Origin of the sequence: Actinoplanes sp. CA-252034, from assembly GCF_050956125.1 — a bacterium.
In the GTDB taxonomy this organism is placed as follows: domain Bacteria; phylum Actinomycetota; class Actinomycetes; order Mycobacteriales; family Micromonosporaceae; genus Actinoplanes.
This window is the reverse complement of sequence record NZ_CP191846.1, coordinates 9,037,856-9,062,651: the sequence shown is the minus strand read 5'-3', so window position 1 is coordinate 9,062,651 and position 24,796 is coordinate 9,037,856. Positions and strand designations below refer to the sequence as shown.

Below are 24,796 nucleotides of genomic sequence, written 5' to 3'. Positions count from 1 at the left end.
CACGGATTCGACGTCCGCGGCGCCGGACATGTGTGAGACCCCGTCCCTCTCACCGGACGGGAGTGACACGTCGTCCTCCGCGCCCAATTGCTGCGGTGGGGCGGGCGGCGGTGCGGGGTGTGCGCTCTCGGCCCTGAAACGGTCATCCGGCCCGCGTCCCACGGTGACGGTGGCGGAGGAGACTCCACTCCCGGCGTCGCCTCCGGCCCCGGTTCCCGCAGCGCGTTCGCCGCGGTCGGCCGGCCCGGCCGCGTCTTCGCCACGGTCGGCGGGCCCGGTTCGGTGGCTGCTCGCGGACTCGGTCTGGTGGGGTGGGCGGCTGCGGACGGGTGTCGCCCTGCGGATCGCCGCTGACGGCGTGGTCAAACCGGTTCCGGCCGAGTTGGCGCCGGGCGGTGACGACACCCGGCGGTTCGCGGGGACGCTGCTGCCGGGCCTGGTCGACGCGCACGTGCATTCGGCGCTCGTCGACCTGCGCACGGTCCGGGCCGGGGGCATCGCCGAGGTGTGGGATCTCGGCGGCGTTCCGGCCACGGTGGCCGAGCTCGCGGCACGGGCGCTGGAGCCCGGTTCGGAACTGCCCCGGATCCGCTATGCAGGGCCGTTTCTGATCGCCCCGGGCGGCTATCCGAGTGACCGGTCGTGGGCGCCGGCCGGCAGTTGGCGCGAGATCGGCACGGCCACTGACGCCGAAGCAGCGGTCGCGGAGGCGTCGGCTGCGGGAGCGGCTCTGATCAAGGTGACCGCGCACGCCGGCGGGCCGCAGTTGGAGCTTCCCGTGTTGACGGCGCTGGTCACGGCGGCGCACGCGTCGGATCTGGCGGTCGTCGTGCACGCCGAGGGGCCGGGGACGGTCGCGGCGGCGCTCACCGCGGGAGCCGACGTGCTGGCACACACGCCCTGGACCGAGCGGCTCGACGACCCGCTGCTGCGGGCCTGTACGGAGCGGATGCGGTGGATCAGCACGCTGGACATCCACGGCTGGGGCGAGCCCGGTGACCAGGACCGGGAGGTCGCCGTCGACAATCTGCGGCGCTTCGTCGCGTTCGGCGGGACTGTCCGCTACGGGACCGACCTGGGTAACGGGCCGCTACCGGCGGGGATCAACGTTCGCGAGATCCGCCTGCTGCAGTCGGCCGGTCTCACGCCGAGCGCCGTGCTGATCGCTATGACCGAAAGTGACAGCTCGACGGTCTCCTGGCTGCCGGCCGGCCTCGACCTGGCCCCGGACCGGTTCGCCGACGTCCTGGCCACCGCACGGGTCCTCGGCCCCGACAGCCGACCACAGGCGGAATGACCCGGGGATCGCCGATCCCGGAGCGCAGTGGCTCTGCAGCCCAGCGAGCCGTGCCGTAGGGCGGCGCGGAGCGTGTGGTGAGCCGGGGCGGCTCACCACACGGCTCTCTGTCAGAGGGTTACGGCGGTTCCGGTGGTGGCGCTCCGGCGGGCCGCGTCCAGGATCTCCATGGCGCGGACCGAGTCCCACGGGTCGACCGGGAGCGGGCCCTCGCCGAGGACCGCGGAGGCCACCGCCGGGTAGAAGGTGTCCCAGCGGCCACGGCAGCTCTCCACCGGGGCTCCGGTGGAGCCGCGGAACAGGTGGCCCCAGCGGTGCTCCGGCTCGACACCCCAGCGGTCGGCGAGGCGGGCCGGGGACTTGCCGGCCTTCAGCAGGGTCTCCTGGTAGTCGAGCTCGGGGGAGATGAACGTGCCGGCGGTGCCGGTGACCCGGAAACGCGGGCCGGGGCCGGCCTGCCGCCAGGAGCCCCACAGGTGCGATTCGACGCCGCCGGTGTGGTGCAGGGCCACGAAGAAGTCGTCGTCGAGGCCGCCGTCGGGGCCGTGGATCTCGGCGAACACCCGGTCGGCGGGGCCGTGCAGCTGCAGCGCCTGGTCGACGAGGTGGGAGCCGAAGTCGAGGAGGGTGCCGCCACCGGCCGCGCCGGGGAGCCGCTCGGGGGCCCAGCGCTCCATCCGGGACTCGAAGCGCCGGATCTCTCCGAGCGAGCCCTTCTCGATCAGCGCGCGGATGGTCAGCAGGTCGGAGTCCCACCGGCGGTTCTGGTAGACGGTGAGCAGCACCCCGGCCTCCTCGGCCGTGGTGACGAGCTTGCGGGCGGTGTCGGCGTCCAGAGCGAACGGCTTGTCGACGACGACCGCGAGCCCGGCCTCGATGGCCTGGACGGCGAGGGCGGCATGGGTGGCCGCGGGTGTGGAGATGGCCACGGCCTGCACCCCGTCGGCGGCGAGGGCGGCGATCGAGTCATACGCCTCGACGCCCGGCAGTTGCTCGGCGATCTGGGCCCGGCGCTCGGGCGACGTGGTCACCACGCCGACGAACTCGATGTTTGCCGCGGACGCGATCAGCGGCGCATGGAACACCCGGCCGCCGGTGCCGTAGCCGACCAGCCCGAACTTCACCCGTTCGATCATGCCCGGAAGTTTTACACATCGGTTGCCGGCCTGTTGCCATCGATTTCCCCGGTGACCTGTGATGCACAAGACATCACTGAGCGTACGGCTTGATTGTGCGGCCGAAACGTGTGCGTATCGCGCACATCCGTGGCTTGATCTAGCGAAAGAGCAGGTACCGCGCCTGTCGGATGGATGACGACGACGGCCGATCGGCGTGCCCCGGAGGAACAATTGCGGGATGGAACCCGCGCAGAAGGACCGGACGCCCTTTTCCGACATCGACGGCCTCTCCGCCCAGATGTCAGAAATCGTGCTGGACGCCCTCACCGAGATGGGGCGGCATCCGGAGATCCAGCGGGTGCGCCGCGTCGCCTTCGACATGCTGGGCGCGGCGGCCGGTCAGCGTCTGCTCGACGCCGGGTCCGGCAGTGGTGAGGTGGCCCGCTCGCTGGCCGCGCGGGTGGGTGGTGCGGGCGAGGTCCTGGCGGTGGATCATTCGTCAGCGGTGACGGCGGCCGCGTTGGACCAGCACGACGGCAGCAACGTGCGCTACGTGACCGGTGACGTGGCGGCTCTCGACATGCCCGGCGAGAGCGTCGACGGGGTCTGGTGCGAGCGGGTGCTGCAGCACGTCGACGACGCCGACGCGACGATCGGTGAGCTGCTGCGGGTGACCCGGCCGGGCGGGCGGCTCTGCCTCGTCGACACCGACTGGGGCTCGCTGGCCTTCGACGGCATGCCGGGCGGTCTCGGCGCGGTGGTGATGGCGCACGTGAACGGCCATTTCACCCCGAGGCAGTTCGACATGGGCCGCACGCTGCGCCGCCGGCTCGTCGCGGCCGGGCTGCGAGACGTCACCACGGTGCCGGTGACCTGCCTGTTCACCACCCCCGCCTCGGCCGCGGTGATCCTTCCGATGGTGAACCCGCGGGTGCCCGAGGCCGCCTGGGCGACCCCGCCCGGCCTGCGCGACGAGTGGCTGGCCTGCGTCGACGCGGCCGGGCAGAGCGGCACCTTCCTCGCGGTCCTCACCATCTGGGTGGCGGCCGGCACGAAACCGGCCTGATCCCGCGCCGCGTGGGTGGGGCCGGAGGTCAGACCGGCTGCATGCGGTGCAGCAGGCGGTCGAGCGGCATGCTGGCGAAGCTGATCCGGACGTCGCTGGAGGCGTACGGCAGCCAGAACCGCCCCTCGTGCACGAGCCCGCCGCAGGAGTAGAGCACGTTCGGCACGTACCCCTCGCGCTCGATCTCGTCCGGGTCGATCAGGCCCTGCGGCAGGTCGGCGATCACCCGGGAGGGGTCCTGCAGGTCGAGGAGCATGGCCCCGATGGCGTAGCGGCGCATCGGCCCGACACCGTGGGTGAGCACCAGCCAGCCGGCTTCGGTCTCGATCGGCGAGCCACAGTTGCCGACCTGGATGAGATCCCAGCCGCGGTGCGGGACCAGCACGGGCCCGACATGCTGCCAGCGGTGCTGCTCGTCGCGCACGCTGAGGCCCAGGGTCTCGCCGTCGGACCGGCACAGCGCGTACTTCTTGCCGTCGATGTACCGCGGGAACAGGGCCATGCCCTTGTTGCGTGCGGCCGGCCCGTGCAGGGTGGTGACCTCGAAGTGGCGCAGGTCGCGGGTGAAGATGACCCGGCCGGCGATGTTGAACCCGTCGTAGGCGGTGTAGGTGGCCTGGTACGCCGTCCGCCCGTCCGGGTCGAGCACCTGCACGAAGCGGGCGTCCTCCATGCCCCGTGACTCGGTCGGGGTGGACGGCCAGAGCACCCGCTGATGCATCGGGATGGTGGCCGGGAAGGTGACCGCGTAGTCCGCGCCCACGATGCGCCGGATCGCCTCGAGCGCGGTCGGTGTGGTGGGGCGGGCCAGCAGCTCGGACGGCAGGTGCCCGAGGACCTCCTCGAACTCGTGGTCGTCGTAGCGTTCCGGCAGCGCCGACAGCACGTACGCCGAAGCCTCGTTGTCGATCTCCTCCTCGGCCAGCGCCGCGCACAGCTGGTGCCGCATGTGCTTCGCGCCGACCCGCTGGCCGATCATGAGCGGGCCGTCGCGTTCCTCCATCCGGATCGTCGCGCCCGGGCCGAGGATGGCGCTGCAGAACCCGATCGACGAGATGTGCCCCTCGCCGATCTGGCGCAGGCTGATCGCCACCCGCAGCTCGCCCGGGAGCAGCTCGCTCTGATCGGGGTGGGGCACCATCGACGGGTTGCAGAGGGCGGCGGCCTCGACCGAGAACTCGTGGCTGAAGTACGCGCCGATCAGCGTCCGCGCGGCCGGCGACAGCTCGATCTCGTTGGGCACCCGGTGCTGGACGACCTCGTAGTGGTGCTGGAACACACCGAGGATGTCGTGGTGGCGCCCGGCGAAGCGGTTGAGCACGTCGTCGAGCAGCGTGTTGATGTCGCCCTCGTCGAGCTGCAGGATCCGCTCGATCAGGCTGGATGCGCGGTTGTGGATGGCGTGCGCGTCCTCGCCGGGGACGAACAGTTTGATCACGACGCGCCGGCCGTCCGGCGCCATGGTGATGTTGTGACGGGTGATGTCGGTGGTGTTCACCGTTGCTGTCACGCTAGGCCGCCTGAGGGTCGGGTCGCGCTCCGGCTCGCCAGCGTGCGCGCATGCTGCAGCGTCGAGACGAGCGCGAGGGTGGATTCGGCTCCTTGGTTCAGATTAGGACCATTGGCCGTCAATCCGTCATAACATCCGCCAGTCTCAGCGTCGTACATCAAAGTTCCCGTGTCGTTGTCGCCGAAGAACCAGGTGATCGCCTGGAAGAGCGGGGCGTCCCAGTGGTCGTCGCCGGTGACCGCGGCGGCCGTGGCGCAGGCGTCCGCGGTTGCCGCCGCCTCGATCGGCTGCTGGTCGAAGCGGTGCCGGGGCACGTCGGGCCGCCAGCCGCCGACCGGGACGGTCGACAGGTGCCCGTCCTGCTCCTGCATTCGGCAGAGCCAGGACAGCATCCGGAGCCCGTCGGTGAGCAGGCCCTCGTCGCCGAGCAGGTCCCCGGCGGCGATCACCACCTCGGCGACCGACGGGTTGGCGTAGGTGAGCTCGGGCTCCGGCCACACCCACTCCGGATCGGAGCCGGGTGTCCCGACCACGGTGGCGGCGTCGCCGAGCAGCTCCGCGACAGCCGGGTCGTACGGTCCGGCGCGCAGCACCTCGGCCGCACCCAGCCCGGCGAACGCCATCGCCCGCGGCCAGCTCGACCGGCACTGCAGGCCCTGCCGGAACGCGACCATCGACTCCCGCCGGATCGATCCGGACGGCCCGCGGGCGGCGGCCGTGCCGAGCCCCCACATGGCCCGCCCCCACCAGTCGCCGAGCGACGGCTCGTCGGTCCACCGGCGCTCGTAGCTCATCCGGTTGCGGAAGGCGCCGTCCGGCCCCTGCGCGTGGGTCAGGAACGCCAGGTAGCGCTCGGACTGCCGGACCAGCTCGGGATGCGGCCGGGGTTCGCGGGCGGCGACGAGCAGGCCACGGGACACGTCGTCGACGCAGTAGCCGTGCTCGCGCCGGGCGGTCGCGTTACGGGCGTGTTCGAGCAGCCCGGTGTCGTCGGAGAGCCGGAGCACGTGGTCCCAGCGGGGTTCGGGGATGTCACGCAACTGGACGGGCGGCGGGATCAGCCGCAGGGTCTGCCCCATGCCTAGGCGGGGATCGTCGCGGCCGCGAGCGGCCTGCGGTCGGCGATCAGGCGGGCGGTCAGCGACTGGTACCGGGCGGCCACCGCCGGCCAGCGCAGGGTGGGGCCGCCGGCAAGGCCCGCGAAACGGCCCGGAAGGCCCGGCTCGGCGAGCACGCGACGGACGGCGATCGCCATCGCTTCCGGATCCTGATGGGGTACGAGCAGACCGGGCCCGTCCGCCAGCAGTTCCACCGCGTGCGGGAACTCGGTCGCGACCACCGGGACCCCGGCCGCCACCGCCTCGATGAGCACGCCCGAGGTGACCTGTTCGGTGGAGTCGTAGGGCAGCACGACCGCGTCCGCCGACCGGATCAGCCGGGACAACCCGGCCGGTTCGAGATAGACGTCCGACCAGCGCACACAGTCGTCGACGCCCAGTTCGGCGGCGAGCGCCTTGAGTGAGTCGCGATAGACGTCGCCCTGCTGTTCGAGCACTTTGGGATGGGTGCGCCCGGCGACGGTGTAGACCGGCCGCGGCTCCAGGTCGCCGAGGAACGCCAGTGATCGCAGCGCCCACTCGATCCCCTTGCCCGGGCCGAGCAGCCCCCAGGTGAGCAGGTGCGGACGGTCGTTGCCCTCCCGAGGCGTGCCGGTGTGGCTGGCGGCGCCGTGCGGGATGACCGTGATCTTGCGGGGGTTGACGTCGTAGTGGGTGGTGAGCCGCTGCCGGGCGGTGTCGGTCATGGTCACCACGGCGTCGGCGGCGACGGCGATCTGTTCCAGGACGGCGCGCTGCAGCGGGTCGGGCTGGGTGAGGACGGTGTGCAGCACCACGATGGACGGGATCCGCAGCGCCCGCAGGACCGGCAGCACCTCGGCGCCGGCGTCACCCGGATAGATGCCGTACTCGTGCTGGATGATCGCGGCGTCGAAGCGGTTCAGCGCGGTGGCGGCGGCGACCCAGCCGCCGGGACGGTCGGTGTGCCACGTGTGCACGACCCGCGGCGCGGCCCGGTCGAGCGCGATCCCACCTCTGGTGTTGTCGCCGGCGAGCAGCCGTACCACTCCCGATCCGCCGGCGCCGCCGGTGAGATGTGTGGCGAGAGCCGCATTGAATGTCGCCAAACCGCATTGAGTGGGGGATAAGTGCTCAAAAACCCGTATGTCGCGGGCATCACTGCGCCTTTCTCCTCGGCCGGGCTGCATACCCGCAGCACGGACTCAGCGCGCGCGGGCACGGTGCCGTACACCGCGGGTGAGCTGCGTAAACACGGGCCGGGGCCGGGGGCGTTCAAGGTCTGCCCCGAGTTGCACGACCCGGCAGGTCAACGGCTTCGTCCGCACCGCCCTGAATGCTCTCAACGTGGCCCGTTTAACGTGCAATTCACATTGCGACGTTAACAAGATCTAGCGAATCAACTGATGATTTTTCGGTAAATCGTCATGTACTCGTCGACCATCCGTTCCGCCGAGAAGCGTTCCCTGGCACGGGCCGAGCAGGCGGCCCGGTCGATCTCCGCTATCCCTTGCACTGCGGCAACGGCCTCGTCGACCGAGTCGACCAGGCGCCCGGTGACACCCTCGTCGACAACCTCGGGCATGGAGCCTTTCCGGTACGCGATGACGGGCGTGCCGCAGGCCATCGACTCCACGACGGAGAGCCCGAACGGCTCGGCGAACCGGATGGGGTGCAACAGCGCCGCTCCCGATCCGAGAATGGCACCCCGCTCGTCCGGTCCGACCGAACCGAGATAGACGACCCGTTCGCCGTCGATCAGTGGTTCCACCCGTTCCGCGAAATAGTCCCGGTCCTGCACGATCCCGCACATCACCAGCCGTCGCCCGGCCCGTCGCGCGATCTCGATCGCGATGTCGGTGCCCTTGTCCGGGTGGATTCGGCCGAACAGGATCAGGTCGTCGCCGCCGTCGGCGTGGAAGGGCAGGCCGGCCAGGTCGACCCCGTGATGCACGGTGGCCAGGTAGTCCAGGTCGGGGGAGCGGTCGCTGTCCGAGATCGACACGAAGTGCGACCGGGCCCGGCGGTACGCGGGCAGGATGTTGCGCCCGGAGAAGCCGTGCACGGTGGTCAGCATCGTGGTGCGGCAGTGCGCCGAGAAGGCCAGCGGCAGCCAGTCCAGGTGATTGTGGATCAGGTCGAACTCGCCGGACCGCTCCAGCGCGTGACTGACGTGGATCGCCTCCCAGACCCGGCCGTCGATCTCGTCGCTCTCCTCGTAGCCCGCCGGGACCACGCCGTCCAGCGCCGCCTTGGTGACCGAGTCGAGGGTGGCGAAGAGCGTCACGTCGGCTCCGCGGGCCACCAGCCCCTCGGCGAGCAGGCTGGTGATCAGCTCCCACGGGCCGTAGTGCACCGGCGGCGTACGCCACGCGATCGGCCCCAGCAGTGCAATCTTCATGACAAACCAGATTTTCCGCCCATAACCACGTGGTCAGTATGCATCGCCGGTCAGCGGCGCGTTCTCGTGTTAGAGAAGACGAATGACGGATTCATGGTGGAAGAAGTCGGTCGTCTACCAGATCTATCCGCGCAGTTTCGCGGACCACGACGGCGACGGCATGGGCGATCTGCGCGGCATCATCGCCCACCTCGACCATCTGGCCGAGCTGGGCGTCGACGTGCTGTGGCTGTCCCCGGTCTACCCCTCGCCGCAGGACGACAACGGCTACGACATCAGCGACTACCAGGACATCGAGCCCCTCTTCGGCGACCTGGAGACCTTCGACGAGTTGCTGGCCGGCGCCCATGACCGCGGCATGAAGATCATCATGGACCTGGTGGTGAACCACAGCTCCGACGAGCACCCGTGGTTCCTGGAGAGCCGGTCGGCCAAGGACCACCCGAAACGGGACTGGTACTGGTGGCGCCCGGCCCGTCCCGGTATGCAGCCCGGCACCCCGGGCGCCGAGCCCACCAACTGGGGCTCGGTCTTCGGTGGCTCGGCCTGGGAGCTCGACGAGAAGACCGGCGAGTACTACCTGCACCTGTTCTCCAGGAAGCAGCCCGACCTCAACTGGGAGAACCCGGAGGTCCGGCAGGCCGTCTACGCGATGATGCGCTGGTGGCTGGACCGGGGTGTGGACGGCTTCCGGATGGACGTCATCAACATGATCTCCAAGGACGTCTCCCTGCCGGACGGGCGGCTCAACGCCGGATCGGCGTACGCGGACGGGTCCGCCGCGTTCATCGGCGGCCCCCGCCTGCACGAGTTCCTCCAGGAGATGCACCGCGAGGTCTTCGAGGGGCGCGAGGGGCTGCTGACCGTCGGCGAGATGCCCGGCGTCACCGTCGACGAGGCGATCCTGCACACCGACCCCGACCGGCACGAAGTCGACATGGTGTTCCAGTTCGACCACGTGTGGGTGGACCGTGGACCCGACCCGTGGCGGCTCGTCCCGCTGCAGCTCACCCAGCTCAAGGCGATCCTCGGGCGCTGGCAGGCCGGGCTCGCCGAAGCCGGGTGGAACAGCCTCTACTGGAACAACCACGACCAGCCTCGGGTCGTCTCCCGCTACGGCGACGACAGCCCCGCCCACCGGGTCGCCTCGGCCAAGATGCTCGGCACCGTCCTGCACCTGCACCGCGGCACGCCCTACGTCTACCAGGGCGAAGAGCTCGGCATGACCAACTACCCGTTCGGCGGGATCGGGGACTTCCGTGACATCGAGGCGCTCGGGCAGTACCGGCAGGCGGTCGAGCTCGAAGGCCGTACCCCCGAAGAGGTCCTGACGGTCTTGCGGGCCCGCGGCCGTGACAACGCCCGCACGCCGATGCAGTGGGACGACTCGCCGAACGGCGGTTTCACCACCGGCACGCCCTGGCTGCCGGTCAACCCGAACCACCGGGAGATCAACGCGAAGGCGCAGCGCGCCGACCCCGACTCGGTCTTCCATTACTACCGCCGGCTCATCGAGCTGCGGAAGACCGAACCCGCGGTCGTCGGCGGCGACTTCACCATGCTGCTGCCCTACGACGAGCGCCTGTACGCCTTCACCCGCCGCCTCGGCAACACGGAACTGCTGGTGATCGGCAACTTCTCCGGAGTGGAGGCACCCGCCGGGATCGACGGTTGGGACGGCGCCGAGCTGTTGCTGACCAACCTGGACGAGCCTCCGAAAGATCTGACGCTCGCCCCCTGGCAGGCGGTCGTCTATCGCCGCTCGGTCTGACCGGACCTGCCTCGACGTGACGCCAGGCCCGGGCGCCGGCACATGCAGACGGACCTGGGGCCGGCGGCCGGAGGGCAGGTGTCGTCGGCCGGAGGGCAGTTTGTCGCCGGCGGAGGTCAGGTTGAAGAAGGCCGGCTCATCATCGCGCCGAGCGCGGCGAGCGTGATCCGCCGCCCGGCCAGCCGACTGGCGCCCATCATGATCCGGTTGCGGGCGCCGGTGATCAGGCTGGGCGGCGTATTGCGCCGGTCCAGGGCCTTGATGGCCAGGTCGACGACGGTGTCGGCGCGCATCCGCGCCGTCCCGCCGTCGGCGCCCTGGCCGGCCACGTCGAAGAACTCGGTCTCGGTGGCGCCCGGCGACAGCGCCATCACCTTGAGCCCGGTGCCGCGCGACTCGGTCCAGAGCGCCTCGGTGAAATGGAGGACGAACGCCTTCGTCGCCGCGTAGACCGCGAGCGTCGGGCCCGGCTGGTAACCGGCGATGCTCGCCACGTTGACCAGAACGCCGCCGCCGTGTGCCCGGAGCGGCTCGATGAACGCTCGGGTGATCTCGGTCAGCGTCGTCACGTTGAGGGTGATCTCGTCGGTGATCCGCTGCGGATCGGCCTCGTGGAACAGGCCGTGCGTGCCGAACCCGGCGTTGTTGATCAGGCTGGTCACGGTGATGCCGCGCTCGGCCACCGCGGCGGCGAGCTTCGCGCCCGCGCCCGGCTGCGCCAGGTCCATGCCGATCGTCGTGACGGGCACGCCGGGCAGCTCGGCGGCCAGCGCCTCCAACCGGTCGGTGCGCCGGGCGACGAGCACCAGGCCGGAACCGCGGGCGGCCAGGCGGCGGGCGAAGAGCGCGCCGAAACCGGAGCTGGCACCGGTGATGAGGGTGGTCTGGTTACGAAAGTCGACGGCCATGGTGTCACGCTATGTCGATCTGGCACTGAGTGTCAATCGGGCACGGCATGTTAGGGTGGCGGCATGTCGTCGCTCTGGTCGCGGACCCGCAACGCCGTCTACGGCGAGATCACCCGGACCGCGATGGAGCTCTTCCTCACCCGCGGCTTCGCCGCCACCACCATCGACGACATCGCCGCCGCCGCCGGCATCTCGCGACGCTCGTTCTTCCGCTACTTCGGCACCAAGGAAGACGTCGTCCTCGGTGACCTCATCGCCAGCGGCGACCTGATCCGGCAGGCCCTCGAGGCGCGGCCGGACAGCGAGGACGCGTGGACCGCCCTGTGCAACGCCCTGCACAGCGTCAAGGAGACCGCCTACGACGACGAGACCATGCTGAAGATCTTTCGCATGGTCCACGAGACCCCCTCGCTGCGTGCCCGCAGCATCGAGAAACACCTCCAATGGCAGGCGCTGCTCACCCCCGAGATCCGGCGGCGGCTGGGCGCGGACCCCGCAGACCCTCTGGACGTACGGGCGGACGCCCTCGTAGCCACCGTCATAACGTGCCTGGACGTGGCCGGCGAGGCCTGGACCCGCTCCGACGGGCGAGTTCCGATCGAGTCGCTGTTCGACGCCGCGGCTGCCGCCGTCCGCGCCGCGCCGTAGTCCCGCTCGCGTTCGCGTCCCCGGTGCGGTTCGCGTTCCCGCTCGCGGTGCGGTTCGCGTTGCCGTCCGTGTTGCGTTCGCGTTCCCGCTCGCGGTGCGGTTCGCGTTGCCGCCCGCGTTTCACTCGCGTTCCCGCCCGCGTTCCCGCCCGTGTTGCGGCTCGCGGGTCTGCGGCGGTGGGCGAGGCTGGACACCTTTCGGAATCAGGTCTACGTCGGGTTGGGGCGGCGGGCCGCAGTGGGGAGGACACCTCAGGGCGGCGGTTCGCAGCTGGGGCGGTTCGCAGCTGGGGCGGCGGGCAGTTGAGGCGACGGGTCGAAGTTGAGGCCGTCGAAACCCCGGCCGAGCACTCCCTGCGGCATCCTCAGGCCCTGACCTCCGAGATCTCTAGGCGCGGACGCTGCCGGGAGAGACACCGAAGGCGCGTTTGAAGGCCCGGCCGAAAGCGGCCTCCGACTGGTAGCCGAAACGATGGGCCACCGCGGAGAGCGGCTCGGTGGTGGCGCCGAGATGAGCGCGGGCGGACTGCATGCGCCAGTCCGCGAGGTAGCGCATGGCGGGCTCGCCGACGAGGGCCGTGAACCGCTCGGCGAAGGCGGACCGCGACATGCCCGCCTCCCGGGCCAGCGAGATCAGGCTCCAGTCCCGGCCGGGGAAACGGTGGATCGCCGCCAGCGCCCGGCCGACCTGCTCATCGCGCAGCGCCGCCAGCCAGCCCTGCCGGGCTTCCGGGGCGCCGGCCAGCCACGCGCGGATCGCCTGGATCACCAGCACGTCGGCGAGCCTGGTCAGCACCGTCTCCCCGCCGGGGCGCAGCTCCTGGGCCTCCCTTGCGATCAGGCGCAGCGTGCTGTTGACCCATCCGGCATCGTCGGCGTCCCATCCGTCCATGTGCAGGACCGCTGGAAGCTGTCGGGCCAGCCGGTCACCGGCCGCGTTGTCGAAGCGCAGCACGCCGTAGGTGACCTGGGTCCGCTCACCGCCACCGCCGTATCGCAGCAACTCGTAACAGTCGGTGAGCATCTCGACCGGTAGCTCGAACAGGGGCTCGGCGGGGACGTCCGGTCCACTGCGGAAGACGTGGGGAGTGCCGTGCGGCAGCAGAGTGAGGCTGCCGGCGGCCAGATGCAACGGCTCGTTCCCGTCGATCTCCAGACGGCACGAGCCGGCGGTCACCACGACCAGGGACAGGCAGCCCTCCATGTCGGGAACGGCGATGCCCCACGGCGCGGTGAGGTCGGCGCGGCAATAGAGGGTGCCGCTGAGCCGCAATTGGTGCAGGGCTTCCCCGAGCGGATCCGTCATCAGCCCATCATTGCAGAGGATCCATCGTTCTGGACGATCAGCATCTTCAATCGGACTGCGAATGATTGAGAGTCCGGTTGAGTGCAGCCACCATTGACTCAAGCGACACGGGGCCGAGGTTGATCCGAAGCCACGTGTTGATCGCATCTCGTCAACATGTCAACGCGTTCATATGGACTGGTCGATGTGTTGACGGCCATCCGTCAATGGGTCAACACGTCAATGTGTCGGCCGTCAACGTGATCTGGGGGACGCATGATTCTCGTGACGGGGCCAGCGGCAAGACCGGACGACGCGTCATCGAACGACTCACGGCCGCCGGGTGGGCTCACCGCGCCGTCGGGCGGACCAGTGCATCACCGTTCGTCTGGGAACAGCCGGCGACGTGGCCCGTAGTGCTGGAGGGCGTGCGGGCGGCGTACATCGTGCATCCCGAACTCGCCGCCCCGGACGCGCCCGCGGTGATCGAGGAGTTCACCGCGGCCGCCGGGGTCGCCGGTGTGGAACGCCTGGTCCTGCTCTCCGGCCGCGGCGAGACCAACGCCGAGCTCTCCGAACGCGCCGTGCAGAATGCCGGGCCGGCGCACACCGTGGTCCGGGCCGCCTGGTTCGCGCAGAACTTCACCGAAGGACTGCTGCACCCGGGCGCCGGGGGCGGGGTGTTCGCGCTGCCGGCCGGAACCGTCCGGGAGCCGGTCGTCGACGCCGACGACATCGCCGACGTCGTCACGGCCGCGCTCACCGATCCGCGGCACGACGGGCGGCTCTACGACGTGACCGGCGCGCGGCTGCTCGGCTTCGACGAGATGGCCGAGGAGATCAGCCGGGCCTCCGGGCGGCCGGTTCGATACGCACCGGTCGGGCTCGACGAGTTCCGGGAGATGCTCACCCCGCACGTCGGGCCGGTCCAGGCGGAGATGTTCGTGCAGCTCTGCGGCGAGGTCTTCGACGGGCGCAACGAGAAGGCCGGTGACGGAATGCAGCAAGCACTCGGGCGCGAGCCGCGGGACTTCGCGGCGTTCTGCCGGGCGGCCGCGGCGTCCGGGGTGTGGTCCTGGTGACGGCGCTGCCACAGCGGCTCGTCCTGACGGTGTCCGGACTGGTCATCGTGCTGGTCGGGGCGGCGGGCACGTTCGCTCCGGTGTGGTTTCGGGAGGCGGGTGGCGTACCGATGCCGTCCGATGCCGGTCTGCTCAGCGAGACCCGCGCGGCGGGCGCCCTGGTGCTGGCTGCCGGCGTCTTCCTGATCATCGGTGGTCTCGTCCCGCGTCACGCTCGTCCGGCCGCCGCCGTCGGCGCGGTCGTCTATCTCGTCACGGCCGTCTCCCGGCTGCTCAGTCTCGCGGTGGACGGCTCCCCGGGCAGCGGGCTGCTGTTCGCCGCCGCGGTCGAGTCGGCTCTCGGCCTGGCCTGTGCCGCCCTCCTCATGACACGGCGATCGGCGCCGGTCCCCACCCGGCGGCTCCCGACCTGACGGTCTGGCCCGCTCCCGGCGGCGGCCTGACCTCGCGCTGGTCCGGCCCGGTGTCGAGCCGACCTCGCGCCGGTTCGGCCCGGCGCCGGCCCGACCTTGCGCTGGTCCGGCCCGGTGCTGGGCTGATCTCGCGCCGGTTCGGCCCGGTGTCGGGCTGGCCTCGCGCTGGTTCGGCCCGGGGCCGGTCCGACGTGGCGGAAACCTGATCCGGTGTCGGCCTGACCTGTGACCCGAGGCCCGTTCCGGTGTCGGCGTGGTCTGGCGGCGCCCGGCGTGGTGGCCTGATCCCCGCCGCGGGTCACCACGCTTTTGCCCTGTGGATACGGGGTATGTGGAGCGCATGACGAGTCATGTGATGGGTGGGCACCGGATGTCGCCCTGGTGGGGCTGGCCGGCTTCGGGGCGGCGGCGGCTGCGGCCGCGCTGCTCGGTGGGCTCGGCGTGGCGGGCACCGCCGGGGAGTACCAGAGTCTGAAGCAGCCGGGATGGGCCCCGCCGTCGGCGGTGTTCGGGCCGGTCTGGACGGTGCTCTACGTGATGATCGCGGTCAGCGGCTGGCTGGTGTGGCGGCGGACCGGGTGGACGCCGGCCCTCAACTGGTATGCCGCCCAGCTGGTGCTGAACGCGATCTGGACGCCGATCTTCTTCGGATTCGGGCAATACGGGCTCGCCCTCGTCGACATCGTGGTTCTGTTGGTCTTGATCGGTGTCACGGTGTGGAAGTTCCGGCCGATCTCCCGCGTCGCGGCGGGGCTGTTGCTGCCGTATTGGGCCTGGGTCACGTTCGCGACCGCTCTCAATGCCGCCATCTGGCTGATGAACCAATGATCTGAACTTTTTTCACAGAACTCCCCACCTGTCCCGCCGGTAACCGGCATGGTGGCTTGTGGTCGCCGGTGTATCCGAAATGACCCCTTTTGCCGGTGGCCGGGGGAGTTCACATGCGCCGCACCCGTACCACCACCGCCCGTATCGCCGCCGCCCTGGTGGCCGCCACTCCGGCCGTCGCCGTCGCGGTAGCCGGAGCGGGCGTCGCCCTGCGCGCGCCGGTTGCTCCCGCCGAAACGGCGCGGTCCGAGCCGGTCCTGCAGACCTTCGAGCTGACGGCGGGGACGCGGTTGGACTCGGCCCGGTCCGCGGCGGGGACGCGGTTGGACTCGGCCCGGCTCGCCATGGGGACGGGGCTGGTCGCGGCCCGGTCCGCGGCGGGGACGCGGTTGGACTCGGCCCGGTCCGCGACGGCGCCGCGTACCGCTGTACTCGCCCGCCGGACCACCGCGCCGTTCAGCCTGCTCGGCGTCACCTGGGCCGATCCGCAGTCCGAGCCACAGGGAGCCATCGAGGTACGGACCAGACGGCTCGGCACCGAGGAGTGGTCCTCCTGGCAGCCTCTGGAGACTGACAACCCGGACGCCTCGGACGGCGGCTCCGGCGTTCGCGGCAGCAGCGATCCGCTCTGGGTGGGCCCGTCCGACGGGGTCCAGGCCCGCATGATCGCCACCGGGGACCAGGCGCTGCCGGCCGGTCTCCGAGTCGACCTGATCAACCCGGATGCCCCGGAGACCGCCCCGCCGATGAGGATGACCCCCGCGAGCCAGGCGATGCCAGAGGTGGGACGGGGGATGACCACGGTGGGCCGGGGGATGACCACGGTGGGACGGGGGATGACCACGGTGGGACGGGGGATGGCACCGCCCGTGACCGGCGGTGACGAGGCGGGCCGGAAGGCGAAGCGCGCCGGCGACGATCCGGAGACCGGCGAACCGGACCAGAGCGATGGGGTGCCGGTGGTGCTGCCGGTCCGGCCGGTTCCGAAGCTGGTGACCCGTGCCGGATGGGGCGCCGACGAGTCGATCGTGAAGGAGCCGCCGGAGTACACCGGGGCGGTGCACATCGTGTTCGTGCACCACACCGCGTCCGGCAACGGCTACGACTGCGCGGAGTCGCCGAGCATCGTCCGGGGGATCGAGCGGTTCCACGTCAAGAGCAAGGGCTGGAACGATCTCGGTTACAACTTCCTGGTCGACAAGTGCGGCCGGATCTTCGAGGGACGCGGCGGTGGTGTGCACCGGTCCGTGCTGGGTGCGCACACGCTCGGGTTCAACGCGAACGCCAGCGCGGTCGCGGTCATCGGCGACTACCGGTCGACACCGATCCCGGCGGCGGCCCGGGCCTCGGTGGCGCAGTTGGCCGCGTACAAGCTGGGGGCCTGGAGCAATCCGCCGCTCGGCAAGGTGGGCCTGGTCTCCGGCGGCAGCGACCGCTTCCCGGCCGGGCGGACGGCGCTGCTGAACCGGATCGCCGCGCATCGCGACACCGGCCGGACCGAGTGCCCGGGTAACGCCCTGTACGGGCAGCTCACAGCGATCCGGGCGGCGGCGGGGGCGGCTCCGGCCGGATTGCGTCTCCGCAGGGTCAACGGCGCCACGGCGTACGGCGGGAAGCACTACACGAGGGGAGCGGCCGGACCGGCGTGGGACCTGTCGACGCCGACCCGGATGATGGACCGCTTCGAGGTGCTGGTCGACGGCCGGTTGTCGGCGGCGGCGCCGAGCGGGCACCGACAGGCCGCGGTTCGGGTGGAGCCGGGCGAGCACAGGGTCACGGTCCGGGCCGTGCACCTGTCCGGGAAGGTCGCCACGACCACCGCCCAGGTGATCGTCGACCCGGTGGCGCCGGATTTCAGCGAGCCGCCGCAGGTGGGACTGCGTGAGGGCACCGTGGGCGCGACCGTGCCGGTGCGTCTGGGCTGGGCGGCCACCGACACGTCCGGCCTGAAGTCGGTACGGGTACGTGGCGCGGCCTCCGAGAACCTGTCCGGCGGCACCCGGCAGCACGCCGACACGGCCCGGCTCGGTGACCCGGCGACCTGGGCGGTCACGGCCACCGACCGGGCCGGGAACCCGGCGAGCGCGTCGGTCACCCGTACCCCCGTGTTGTTGACCGAGGCCGAGGCGACCCGGACCGGGACCTGGCGGACGGTGCGCGACCAGGGTTTCCTCGGCGGCGAAGCCGTCGCCGGATCGACCGCCGGCGCCTCGCTGACCTGGACCTTCACCGGCAGTTCGGCGGCGCTCGTGGCGAACCGGACCACCGCCTCCGGCCGGGTGCGGATCTACGTGGACGAGGAGTTCCAGGGGATCGTCGACCTGCGGTCGGCGAGCGCGAGGAACGGGCAGGCGGTGTGGGCGCGGTCGTGGCGCGGCAGCGGCACACACACCGTCCGCGCGCAGGCGGAGGGCACCACCGGGCGGCCGTCCGTGGTGCTGGACGGGCTGGTCTACCTACGCTGACCACCCGGCCGCGCCTCCACCGGTCCACCCGCACCTGGTGGACGGGCAGGCCGCCGCTTTCGGTGTGTGGATCAACCGCTGATCGTCAGCACGACCTTGCCGCGGCCGTGCCGGGACTCGACCGCCGTGTGTGCCGCCACGATGTCGTCGAACGGGTAGGCGCGCACCGGCATCACCACCTTCCCCGCGGCGGCCAGCGCGATCACCTCCGCCAGCCGGGCCGGGGAACGGCCGGCCCGGACCACCGCGGCGCCGTGCTCGGCCGCGGCCCGGTCGTCGACGATCGTGCCGACCCGCCGCGGCTCGATCCCCAACGCGATCGACTGCGCGATCGCCTCACCGCCGGCGGCGTCGAGGGCGACGGTCGGCTTCAGGCCGGTGGCGGTCACCGCTGCGATCAATGCGGCGCCGTACGGGACGGCGACCGCCCCCAACCGCCGGAGGTGATCGTGGTTGCCCACGCTCGCGGTGCCGATCACGGTCGCCCCCGCCAGCCGGGCCAGCTGGATCGCCACGGTGCCGACACTGCCCGCCCCGGCGTGCACCAGCAGCACGTCGTCGGCGGTCACGTCCAACTCCAGCAGGGCGCCGCTCGCCGTCTGCGAGGCCGCGACCAGTCCCGCCGCGGTCGGGAAGTCGAGACCGCCCGGCTTGGCGACCACGTTTGCGGCCGGGACGGTCAGCAGCTCGGCGGCGGCGTTCAGCATCGTCGAGCCGAGGACCTCGTCGCCCACCGCCGGGCCGTCCACGCCCTCGCCGACGGCTTCGACGACCCCGGCGTACTCCTGCCCGCTCTGCTGGGGGAATCTCGCCTGCACCCAGGGCATCGTGCCGCGCCGGACCGCCACGTCGAACGGCTGGACACCCGCGGCCCGCACCCGGACCAGCACCTCGCCCGGTCCCGGCTCGGGGTCGGGCACCTCCGCGATCCGGAGCACCCCGGGTGGCCCGTACTCATCGAACACAGCAGCTCTCATGCCCGCAGTCTGCAAGCTCGACGAAGGTTGAGGTCAAGCCTTTCGTGCGCCCGCTGCACCGGCGGTGAGGTGCAGGGATGCGCCCGGGTGACGGAGGAGGCGGCCCGGGCCATCGACGTGGTGCTCGCCCGAGGGTGTGGTTGGCGGACCGCTCCCCGGCGCGGGTCGCTACGGTAGGCGGGTGTCTCAGATCCCGTGGTGGGGACTGCCTCTCGTGGCGGTCGTGTTCACGCTGGCCGGTGCCGCGGCGGCGCACCTCGTTCTCGCACGTAACAACCACCTGCTGAGCAGGGGTCGCCGGAACCGGCAGTGGTATGAGGAGCGTAAGGAGGCCTACGTCCGGTTGCTGGCCGCGTTCGAGCACGCGACGCACCGGCTGCGGACGAGCTTCGACGCGGGGGAGAAGCCGCCACCGCCGCTGGTCTACGTCGATCAGGTCGGCCCGGCGTTGATGCCGGTGCGCCTGCTCGCCTCCGGGCCGGTCCGTAGCGCGGCTCTGGCCGTACACCTGCAGCTCGAGCGTTTGCACGGGGAGATGAATCCGGCCGGGGTGATCGGGGTGCAGCCGCAGACCCACTTCCGGGAGTTGCTGGCGCAGGTGCCGCTGGTGATGCAGCAGTTCGAGTCGGCGATCCGGGAGGAGCTGGGGATCGTGGACACGCCGCCGCAGCCGTCCGTGAACGGCCGGGCCGAACTGACCGGCTGAATCCCCTCTTTCTGCAAACGTTTGCATCGGGCACTATCGGTCTCGTGACCGATCAACTCTCACTCGATCCCGTGTCCGCCGCCATCGCCGGGTGCGGGCTCGTCGCCGTCCTCCGCGCGCCCACCGCCGACGGGTTCTCCGCGGTGGCAGACGTCCTGGTCGCCGCCGGTGTCACCGCCCTGGAGGTGACGCTGACCTCGCGTGGCGCCCTCGAGGCGATCTCCGGCCTGCGACGGCAGCTGCCCGACTCGGTGGTGGTCGGTGCGGGCACCATCCTGACCGAGGAGGACGCGAAGGCGGCCGTCGGAGCGGGCGCGACGTTCCTGGTGTCCCCGGTCGGCGCCCTGGGCCCGCAGCCGGTGCCGTTCTATCCGGGCGCGTTCAGCCCGACCGAGGTGCATGCGGCGCACCGGGCGGGCGCCCCGCTGATCAAGCTGTTCCCGGCCGGCGGGCTCGGCCCCGGCTATCTCAAGGATCTGCGCGGCCCGCTGCCGGACGTGAGGATCATGCCGACCGGCGGCATCGGCCTGGACGACATCGCCAAGTGGCTGAGCGCCGGCGCGGTCGCGGTCGGGGTCGGTGGCCCGCTGATCGGCGATGCCGCCACGGGGGGCAGCCTCACCGCTCTGGCCGCGCGGGCCCGGCACGCGGTCGACGCCGTGAGCTACGCGCGGTCATGACGGGCCTGCTCACCCTCGGCGAGTCGATGGGCATCTTCGTCGCCGACGGCATCGGCCCGCTCGACCGGGCACGCGGCTTCACCCTGGGTGTCGCCGGGGCGGAGAGCAACGTGGCCATCGGCGTGGCCCGGCTCGGTGGCGACGCGACGTGGCTGGGCCGGCTCGGCCCGGACGCGACCGGAGCACTCGTCGCGGCCAGGTTGCGGGCCGCGGGCGTACGCGTCCTGGCCGTCCCCGACGAGGCGCACACCGGCCTGATGATCCGCTACCAGCGGTCCAGCGAGTTCATCCAGGCCGACTACCACCGGGCCGGCAGTGCGGGCTCCCGCCTGGCCCCGGGGGACGTGCCCCGCGCCGAGATCGCCGCGGCCGGGATCGTGCACGTCACCGGCATCACCCCGGCGCTGAGCGACACCTGCCGGGCGGCCGTGTTCCACGCCGTCGAGGAGGCTCGCGCGGCCGGCGTCCCGGTGTCGGTGGACGTCAACTACCGGGGCAAGCTGTGGTCGCCGTCGGCTGCCGCGCCGGTGTTGCGCGACCTGGTGAGCCGTGCCGACGTGGTGTTCGCGTCGCCGGAGGAGGCGGCACTGTTCGTGGACTCGGAGGATCCGGTGGACGGGCTGGCGAAGCTGGGCCCGGCCGAGGTGATCGTGAAGGACGGGGCGCGCGGCTGCGTGGCGCTGATCGACGGGGAACGGCGTGAGGTTCCGGCGCTGACCGTGACGGCGGTCGACACGGTCGGGGCCGGGGACGCGTTCGTGGCCGGCTATCTGGCCGACCGGCTGGCCGGAGCGGACGCGGCGCGGCGGCTGCGCACGGCGATCGCCGCCGGCGCGTTCGCGGTCACCGTTCCGGGCGACTGCGACGGCCTGCCCGACCGCGCTGAGCTGGGCGCTCTCGGCGGTGGCGACATCCTCCGCTGATCGCGGTGATTAGACCGCGGAGCGAGCGGGTACCGGTTCAACAACGGCAAATTCATCGATTTGAGGAGGCCGTGATGCAACCGACGCCGTTCACTCCGTGGACATGGCGGGAGCCGTCGCCGCTGGGCAACGACCCGGTGACCGCGGAAGCCGCCGAGGAGTACGGGACGACCGGCGTGGACCTGGTCGGCTACAAGGTCGAGGCCACCGATGGCCACATCGGCTCGGTCGACAAGGCCAGCCACGACGTGGGCAGCGCGTTCCTGGTGGTCGACACCGGGCCGTGGATCTTCGGGTCGAAGGTCCTCCTGCCGGCCGGCACGGTCCAGACGTTCGACCACGACGAGCGGAAGGTGTATGTGGACCGTACGAAGGAGCAGATCAAGAGCTCTCCGGAGTACGACAAGGACACCTTCGAGACGCCGGAGTACCGCGAGCAGGTCGGCGACTACTACACCGGTAGTTACCGCGACTACCCTCGCTGATCCTCGCCAGAGCCCGCCGCCCCGCCCGTCACCCCCACGGGCGGGGTGGCGCGTGTCCGGGCCCGACGATCCAGATAGTCCGACAGCCGGGCCGACCCGGCCAGCATGGCCCGGCCCCGGGCGGTGAGACGGTCCCGCCACTGCGCGATCGAGGCGGCCAGCGGACCGGGCCCACCGGCCGCGCGGACCTGCTCGATCACCGTCGCGATGTGGCCGAGCAGATAGCCGCCGCGGCGCAGCAGATGAGCCAGCTCGGCGTCGCGGACGTCGTCGGGGGAGTAGACCCGCGCGGAGCCTGACCGGGCCGGCGCCAGAATCCCGGCCCGCTCCCACTTACGCAGCGTGGCCGGGGTGACGTCGAGCCGGTGGGCGAGCACACCGACGGAGACCGGCCGGTCCGGTAGCCGCCCGGGCGCCGGGGTCGTGACGAGCGCTGCGGCGACCGCCGTCACGGTGTCACGGTCGCGGCGCGACTGCACGTGGGCGGCGTCGATCACGGCCAGCGCCGCGTCCAGGTCGTCACGGAGCACGGCCCTCATGATCTCCCCGGCGGCCGGATAGCCGTACCCCGGAAGAAGCCCGAGGTAGGCGGCGAGCGCACTCGCATGGTCGTCGGTGTAGACCCGGTAGCCGCTCGGCGTGCGGCGGGCCGGCGGGATCACCCCCGCCTCCTCGTAGTTGCGCACGGCCTGTGCGGACAGCCCGTGCGCCCGCGCCAGATCCACCGGCCGGTGAACCCCGTTTTGAGACTTCAGCTCGAACTCCCCAGGCAAATCGATCAAAAGTTTCAACCGCTGGTTCAACGATACGGTTGAGGTCATGGCTTTCGACACCGAGCTGCGATCCCTGATCTCCGCGCGCCGCCCGCGCCTGCTGGCTCTGGGCGAGCCCTACCACGGCGAGCCGGCCTTCCCCGGCCTCCGCAACCGGATCCTCGAGACCCTCATCGGCGAGGGCTTCCGCTCGATCGCGATCGAGTCGGACCGGGCCGCCGCGCTCGCCGTCGACGACTACGTGCAGGGTCTCCGCGACGACCTGGACCTGTCCACCGGCATCAGCCACGGCTGGGGCGAGCACCCGGCCACCCGCGACCTGATCGACCTGTTGCGCGCCCACAACGCGGCCCGGCCACCGTCCGACCGCGTCGCCTTCCACGGCTTCGACGCGCCCACCGAGATCGAAGCGGCCCCCAGCCCTGGCCCCTACCTGCGAAAACTCCGCGACTACCTGGGTGCCCCGGCGCCCGAGCTCGACGACCTGGTCGGCGAGGACACCCGCTGGACGGCCCCGGAGATCATGTATGACGCGGCGCGATCACCCGGCCGCTCACCGGAGGCTGCCGCGCTGCGAGGTCTGGCGGAGGATTTCCGGACGAGGTTGTACGGCCACGCGCCCCGCCTCGTCAAGGACACCTCCGCGCGCGCCTGGCAGCACGCGAGGGTGCTGGCGTCGACGGCGATCGGGCTGCTCGCCTACCACGCCGCGATGGCCGGCCCGGGCACCCCGTCGGAGCGGATCGCCCGTCTCCTGCAGACCCGCGACGCCCTGATGGCCCAGAACCTGCTCGACATCCTGGCCGTCGAGCGTGATCGCGGCCCGGTCCTGGTCGCCGCCCACAACAGCCACCTGCAGCGCGGGCCGAGCCGGTGGGAGACCCACTGGGAGGGTGTCGACTACGCCGCCGAGTGGTCCGGGGCCGGCTCGATCGTGTCGACCCTGCTCGGCGACCGCTACGTGTTCGTGGCCGGCAGCCTCGGCGCCAGCGGCCCGGCCGGCCTGGGCGTCCCCGAGCCGGGCACCTACGAGGAGCGGCTCGGCCCCGAGACCGGCGTTCTCCCGCCTCCGGCCGGCGACGGGCTGCGGGAACGGGCGCACGATCTGCTCGGCCACTTCGCCCTGAACCGGGAGATCGTCGAGGGCTGTGACGCGGTCCTGCACATCGGTCACGGCCCGGGAGCCGCCGTCGCCGCCCGGATCAGCGGCCTGCCCGGAGTGACCGGGACCCGTATCGAGCCGGGTTCCGACATGCCGCCGTACACCTGGGGTGACCGGTTCTTCTTCGCCGGTGAGGACCGGATGCGCCCGTTCGCCACGATCGTGCATCACGACGTGCCCGGCTTCGACGAGCGCTCCGCCCTCACCGCCGACGGCCGCCACCGCCTGAACATCGAGGTGGGCCGGGACGAGTTCCGCAACCTGTTCGGCTACGGCCCGGAGGAGTTCGCCGCGCACCAGGAGAAGATCGACTTCTCCGAGCCGGACCTGCTCGTCCCGCATCCGGCCTACGCCGTGCAGGGCTGGGTGAGCGTGGTGGACCCCGGCCCGGCCACCGCGGCCGAGGTCACCCGCCTGCTGGACCGGGCCCGGACCCGGTCGGCGGCCCGGGAGAAGCGCCGGGAGCACTGACCGCCGTCGCCCGGCTCCGCTGACCGGATCGTTCCGGGGCCGGGCGTGATGGTGTCTTCTGCGCGGCCCCCGGGCGGCGTTGGATGAGGGACATGACCAACGCACTCGTCGTGATCGACGTTCAGGAGTCCTTCCGCGCCCGCCCGCTCTGGGCGACCACCGACAACCCCGATGTGGCGAAGAAGGTGGCGCAACTGGTCGACGCCGCCCGCGCCGCCGGTGACCGGGTGATCTGGGTGCTGCACTCCGAACCCGGCACCGGCAACACCTTCGACCCGGCCAGTGGGCACGTGCGGGTGATGGACGAGCTGTCCCCGGCCGACGGCGAGCCGCTGCTGATCAAGACGGTGCACAACGCCTTCACCACGACCAATCTGCAGCACCTGCTCACCGTGGCCGGGGTCCGCTCGATCACGGTGTGCGGGCTGCGGACCGAGCAGTGCGTGGAGACCACCGCCCGGGTCGCCTCCGACCTCGGTTACGAGGTGACGTTCGCCATCGACGCGACCGCCACCAACCCGATCCCGCACCCCGGCGCCCCCGCCGACCAGACCGTCGAGGAGTTGCTGGCCGACCCCCGTACGCTGTCGGCGGCGGACGTCGCGGCCCGCACCGTCTACGCGCTGTCCGGCCGCTTCGCCACCGTCAAGACCGTTGCGGAGATCATCGGAGCCTGACCGGCGCGCTCGCCGGCCGTTGCGAGCGAGCGGGCCGGCTCGTCCGCCGCGTCCTCGGAGGGAGGTGACCGGATC

At 71.7% G+C, this 24,796-nt stretch carries 22 protein-coding genes and 1 pseudogene; 14 read left to right on the top strand and 9 right to left on the bottom strand.

Translation table 11 applies throughout. The features are described from left to right. Window positions 1-163: 163 nt before the first annotated feature. Window positions 164-1,297, top strand: coding sequence for an amidohydrolase (locus tag ACQPZW_RS40960; protein ID WP_433791420.1), 1,134 nt, complete (start codon window positions 164-166; stop codon window positions 1,295-1,297). Window positions 1,298-1,407: 110 nt separating this feature from the next. Here the strand turns inward: ACQPZW_RS40960 and ACQPZW_RS40955 are convergent, their stop codons facing one another. Then, window positions 1,408-2,433: a Gfo/Idh/MocA family protein gene (locus tag ACQPZW_RS40955; protein ID WP_433791419.1), complete on the bottom strand. Its 1,026-nt coding sequence runs from the start codon at window positions 2,431-2,433 to the stop codon at window positions 1,408-1,410. 220 nt (window positions 2,434-2,653) lie between these two features. Here ACQPZW_RS40955 and ACQPZW_RS40950 point away from each other — a divergent pair, with 220 nt between their 5' ends. Further along, a complete protein-coding gene (locus tag ACQPZW_RS40950) occupies window positions 2,654-3,481 on the top strand; it encodes a methyltransferase domain-containing protein (RefSeq protein ID WP_433791418.1) in 828 nt (275 codons plus the stop codon). Window positions 3,482-3,509: 28 nt separating this feature from the next. On the opposite strand, the gene ACQPZW_RS40945 is transcribed toward ACQPZW_RS40950, so the two are convergent. The 4 genes from ACQPZW_RS40945 to ACQPZW_RS40930 all read right to left on the bottom strand — a co-directional run bounded on the left by ACQPZW_RS40945 (window position 3,510) and on the right by ACQPZW_RS40930 (window position 8,468). After that, a complete protein-coding gene (locus ACQPZW_RS40945; protein WP_433797764.1) occupies window positions 3,510-4,943 on the bottom strand; it encodes a glycoside hydrolase family 130 protein in 1,434 nt (477 codons plus the stop codon). Window positions 4,944-4,987: 44 nt separating this feature from the next. Further along, window positions 4,988-6,070: a glycosyltransferase gene (locus ACQPZW_RS40940; RefSeq protein WP_433791417.1), complete on the bottom strand. Its 1,083-nt coding sequence runs from the start codon at window positions 6,068-6,070 to the stop codon at window positions 4,988-4,990. A gap of 2 nt (window positions 6,071-6,072) precedes the next feature. Next, complete coding sequence (locus ACQPZW_RS40935) at window positions 6,073-7,176, bottom strand: glycosyltransferase (RefSeq protein WP_433791416.1); 1,104 nt, start codon at window positions 7,174-7,176, stop codon at window positions 6,073-6,075. A 290-nt stretch (window positions 7,177-7,466) separates the two neighbouring features. Next, a complete protein-coding gene (locus ACQPZW_RS40930) occupies window positions 7,467-8,468 on the bottom strand; it encodes a glycosyltransferase family 4 protein (RefSeq protein WP_433791415.1) in 1,002 nt (333 codons plus the stop codon). Between the two features lie 82 nt (window positions 8,469-8,550). Between ACQPZW_RS40930 and ACQPZW_RS40925 the strand changes: the two genes are divergently transcribed. Then, on the top strand, window positions 8,551-10,239 hold the full coding sequence (locus ACQPZW_RS40925; protein ID WP_433791414.1) for an alpha-glucosidase: 1,689 nt from the start codon (window positions 8,551-8,553) through the stop codon (window positions 10,237-10,239). A gap of 116 nt (window positions 10,240-10,355) precedes the next feature. Here ACQPZW_RS40925 and ACQPZW_RS40920 read toward each other — a convergent pair whose 3' ends face one another. Continuing rightward, window positions 10,356-11,147, bottom strand: a complete 792-nt coding sequence (locus ACQPZW_RS40920) for an SDR family NAD(P)-dependent oxidoreductase (protein ID WP_433791413.1) — start codon at window positions 11,145-11,147, stop codon at window positions 10,356-10,358. Between the two features lie 63 nt (window positions 11,148-11,210). Here ACQPZW_RS40920 and ACQPZW_RS40915 point away from each other — a divergent pair, with 63 nt between their 5' ends. Further along, complete coding sequence (locus ACQPZW_RS40915; protein ID WP_433791412.1) at window positions 11,211-11,795, top strand: TetR family transcriptional regulator; 585 nt, start codon at window positions 11,211-11,213, stop codon at window positions 11,793-11,795. Window positions 11,796-12,182: 387 nt separating this feature from the next. Here ACQPZW_RS40915 and ACQPZW_RS40910 read toward each other — a convergent pair whose 3' ends face one another. Further along, entirely contained in the window at window positions 12,183-13,100 is a 918-nt protein-coding gene (locus ACQPZW_RS40910) for an AraC family transcriptional regulator (protein WP_433791411.1), read from the bottom strand. Between the two features lie 206 nt (window positions 13,101-13,306). Here ACQPZW_RS40910 and ACQPZW_RS40905 point away from each other — a divergent pair, with 206 nt between their 5' ends. The 4 genes and pseudogenes from ACQPZW_RS40905 to ACQPZW_RS40890 all read left to right on the top strand — a co-directional run bounded on the left by ACQPZW_RS40905 (window position 13,307) and on the right by ACQPZW_RS40890 (window position 17,867). Further along, window positions 13,307-14,161 carry an NmrA family NAD(P)-binding protein gene (locus tag ACQPZW_RS40905; RefSeq protein WP_433791410.1) on the top strand — a complete coding sequence of 285 codons (855 nt, stop codon included), beginning with the start codon at window positions 13,307-13,309 and terminating at the stop codon, window positions 14,159-14,161. Then, window positions 14,158-14,574: a DUF4345 domain-containing protein gene (locus ACQPZW_RS40900; RefSeq protein ID WP_433791409.1), complete on the top strand. Its 417-nt coding sequence runs from the start codon at window positions 14,158-14,160 to the stop codon at window positions 14,572-14,574. The genes ACQPZW_RS40905 and ACQPZW_RS40900 overlap by 4 nt, the downstream gene beginning before the upstream one ends. A gap of 340 nt (window positions 14,575-14,914) precedes the next feature. After that, window positions 14,915-15,402 (top strand): annotated as a pseudogene (locus ACQPZW_RS40895) (TspO/MBR family protein). 113 nt (window positions 15,403-15,515) lie between these two features. After that, complete coding sequence (locus ACQPZW_RS40890) at window positions 15,516-17,867, top strand: peptidoglycan recognition protein family protein (protein ID WP_433791408.1); 2,352 nt, start codon at window positions 15,516-15,518, stop codon at window positions 17,865-17,867. Window positions 17,868-17,938: 71 nt separating this feature from the next. Here ACQPZW_RS40890 and ACQPZW_RS40885 read toward each other — a convergent pair whose 3' ends face one another. Further along, on the bottom strand, window positions 17,939-18,844 hold the full coding sequence (locus ACQPZW_RS40885; RefSeq protein ID WP_433791407.1) for an NADP-dependent oxidoreductase: 906 nt from the start codon (window positions 18,842-18,844) through the stop codon (window positions 17,939-17,941). 181 nt (window positions 18,845-19,025) lie between these two features. Here ACQPZW_RS40885 and ACQPZW_RS40880 point away from each other — a divergent pair, with 181 nt between their 5' ends. From ACQPZW_RS40880 to ACQPZW_RS40865, 4 genes are all read left to right on the top strand, one after another. Next, complete coding sequence (locus ACQPZW_RS40880; protein ID WP_433791406.1) at window positions 19,026-19,550, top strand: hypothetical protein; 525 nt, start codon at window positions 19,026-19,028, stop codon at window positions 19,548-19,550. Between the two features lie 44 nt (window positions 19,551-19,594). Continuing rightward, on the top strand, window positions 19,595-20,230 hold the full coding sequence (locus ACQPZW_RS40875) for a bifunctional 4-hydroxy-2-oxoglutarate aldolase/2-dehydro-3-deoxy-phosphogluconate aldolase (RefSeq protein ID WP_433791405.1): 636 nt from the start codon (window positions 19,595-19,597) through the stop codon (window positions 20,228-20,230). Then, complete coding sequence (locus ACQPZW_RS40870; RefSeq protein ID WP_433791404.1) at window positions 20,227-21,153, top strand: sugar kinase; 927 nt, start codon at window positions 20,227-20,229, stop codon at window positions 21,151-21,153. The genes ACQPZW_RS40875 and ACQPZW_RS40870 overlap by 4 nt, the downstream gene beginning before the upstream one ends. A gap of 74 nt (window positions 21,154-21,227) precedes the next feature. Then, window positions 21,228-21,638, top strand: coding sequence for a PRC-barrel domain-containing protein (locus ACQPZW_RS40865; RefSeq protein ID WP_433791403.1), 411 nt, complete (start codon window positions 21,228-21,230; stop codon window positions 21,636-21,638). Here the strand turns inward: ACQPZW_RS40865 and ACQPZW_RS40860 are convergent. After that, window positions 21,626-22,393, bottom strand: coding sequence for a MerR family transcriptional regulator (locus tag ACQPZW_RS40860; RefSeq protein ID WP_433797762.1), 768 nt, complete (start codon window positions 22,391-22,393; stop codon window positions 21,626-21,628). The two genes, ACQPZW_RS40865 and ACQPZW_RS40860, sit on opposite strands and share 13 nt — an antisense overlap. 64 nt (window positions 22,394-22,457) lie before the next feature. Here ACQPZW_RS40860 and ACQPZW_RS40855 point away from each other — a divergent pair, with 64 nt between their 5' ends. Both ACQPZW_RS40855 and ACQPZW_RS40850 read left to right on the top strand, forming a co-directional pair. After that, a complete protein-coding gene (locus ACQPZW_RS40855; protein ID WP_433791402.1) occupies window positions 22,458-24,044 on the top strand; it encodes a DUF6194 family protein in 1,587 nt (528 codons plus the stop codon). 92 nt (window positions 24,045-24,136) lie between these two features. Continuing rightward, entirely contained in the window at window positions 24,137-24,721 is a 585-nt protein-coding gene (locus tag ACQPZW_RS40850) for an isochorismatase family protein (protein ID WP_433791401.1), read from the top strand. Window positions 24,722-24,796: the final 75 nt, after the last annotated feature.